Source organism: Corynebacterium sp. HMSC068H04, assembly GCF_001811255.1.
Classification (GTDB): Bacteria; Actinomycetota; Actinomycetes; order Mycobacteriales; family Mycobacteriaceae; genus Corynebacterium; species Corynebacterium hesseae.
Genome location: NZ_KV804023.1, coordinates 11,127 through 11,881, shown reverse-complemented (window position 1 = coordinate 11,881; position 755 = coordinate 11,127). Strand labels below are relative to the sequence as shown.

Annotated in this window: 1 protein-coding gene; it reads left to right on the top strand. The window is 57.9% G+C overall.

The window, feature by feature from the left end; all coding sequences use genetic code 11:
- Positions 1-755, top strand: a 755-nt coding sequence (locus HMPREF2792_RS11630; protein WP_369822002.1) for an ISL3 family transposase, incomplete at its 3' end; no start/stop codon positions are given.

The following is a 755-nucleotide window of genomic DNA, read 5'->3' as shown; positions in this document are numbered from 1 at the left end:
CTGGATGCCTGCCGCCAGCTTGTCTACGGCGACCCTCACCACCTAGACGGGGTTCGCGTCCTCGGAGTCGATGAACATGTATGGAAACACACCAGAAAACCAGGCCAGGCATCAAACCTGGTGACCATACTCGTTGACCTCACCCCGCTGGTGGACGGGCGTGGGCCTGCACGCTTGTTAGACATGCGACCGGGCAGGTCCGCCGACGTGCTCAGCGGGTGGCTTAAGGAACGCAACCCCAGCTTCCGGGAACAGATACAGGTGGTGACAATGGATGGGTTCACCGGTTATGCCACCGCAGTCGAGGAGCAACTACCACAGGCGGATAAAGTCATGGACCCTTTCCATGTAGTGCATCTGGCAGCCGACAAGCTCACCAGTTGCCGACAAAGACTCCAACGTGAGACCACTGGGCGCCGCGGACGCAAAGATGACCCACTGTACAAGCACCGGCGCACCCTGTTGACCAGGACGAACTATCTCACCGAGCGGCAAAAGCAACGCTTAGAAATGCTGTGGGCCACCGATGACGACTACGTGGCCCTAGAAGTAACGTGGCTACTCTACCAAGACATGATCGCAGCGTACGCGCATCCGAGGAAATCGGAAGGCAAAAAGCTCATGGAACGCATCATCCACACCCTGCGTAAGGGATTACCGAAAGGCTTAGAAGAGCTTGCCCAACTGGGACGCACCCTGTGGCGTCGGCGCAAAGATGTGCTTGCCTACTTTGATATCGGTGCATCCAACGGCCC